The organism is bacterium, assembly GCA_024228115.1.
Taxonomy (GTDB): domain Bacteria; phylum Myxococcota_A; class UBA9160; order UBA9160; family UBA6930.
In genome coordinates this window covers 1-513 of the sequence record JAAETT010000122.1, presented here as the reverse complement: position 1 = coordinate 513, position 513 = coordinate 1, and the positions used below count along the sequence as shown (strand labels likewise).

1 protein-coding gene is annotated in these 513 nt (G+C 39.4%); it reads right to left on the bottom strand.

Annotated elements, in window-relative coordinates; genetic code table 11:
- Nucleotides 1–43: 43 nt before the first annotated feature.
- On the bottom strand, nt 44–274 hold the full coding sequence (locus GY937_05940; protein MCP5056254.1) for a hypothetical protein: 231 nt from the start codon (nt 272–274) through the stop codon (nt 44–46).
- Nucleotides 275–513: the final 239 nt, after the last annotated feature.

Below are 513 nucleotides of genomic sequence, written 5' to 3'. Positions count from 1 at the left end.
TCTTTTGGCCCTCTGTCGAATGATGATCTATTGCCGTTGTTGGCTAAAGAAAATCCGACTCTATATTCGCAAAATCTAAACAGCTTGTATAATTGTTGTTTTTATTTAACCTACACGTTTCCGATTCGTTTTGTTCTGCTGGTCTGCTCTGTTGTTGCATAAAAAGCTTTTCTTGTTGTTGTTCTGTTGTTGGTCGGCTCTGTTGTTCTTTTGATGCAAATTCTTGCACAAAAAGCAGTTGTTCAAGCGTTGGTGTGCTGCTCTGTTCTTGCATAAACAGTTCTCCAGGCTTTTCTAAAGAAAAACCTGTTGATTTGGCAAATTTCTAAAATGTTTGTTCAAATAAGAATTAAATAGTTAATAACCTACGCGTTGGGCTGATCGGTGAAGCCATAGTCGGTCGGTCGGTGTCTGGTGCGTGTGAACAATGTAGGAGGGCGAATTTAATTTGACATTTTTACGCCCCTTTGATGATGATGTCATTTCCGACCAATCGAAAGCATGCCAAATTTC

Excerpts from the sequence above, each read along its gene's own strand:
- GY937_05940 (MCP5056254.1), bottom strand. The coding sequence starts at position 274 with ATGCAAGAACAGAGCAGCACACCAACGCTTGAACAACTGCTTTTTGTG.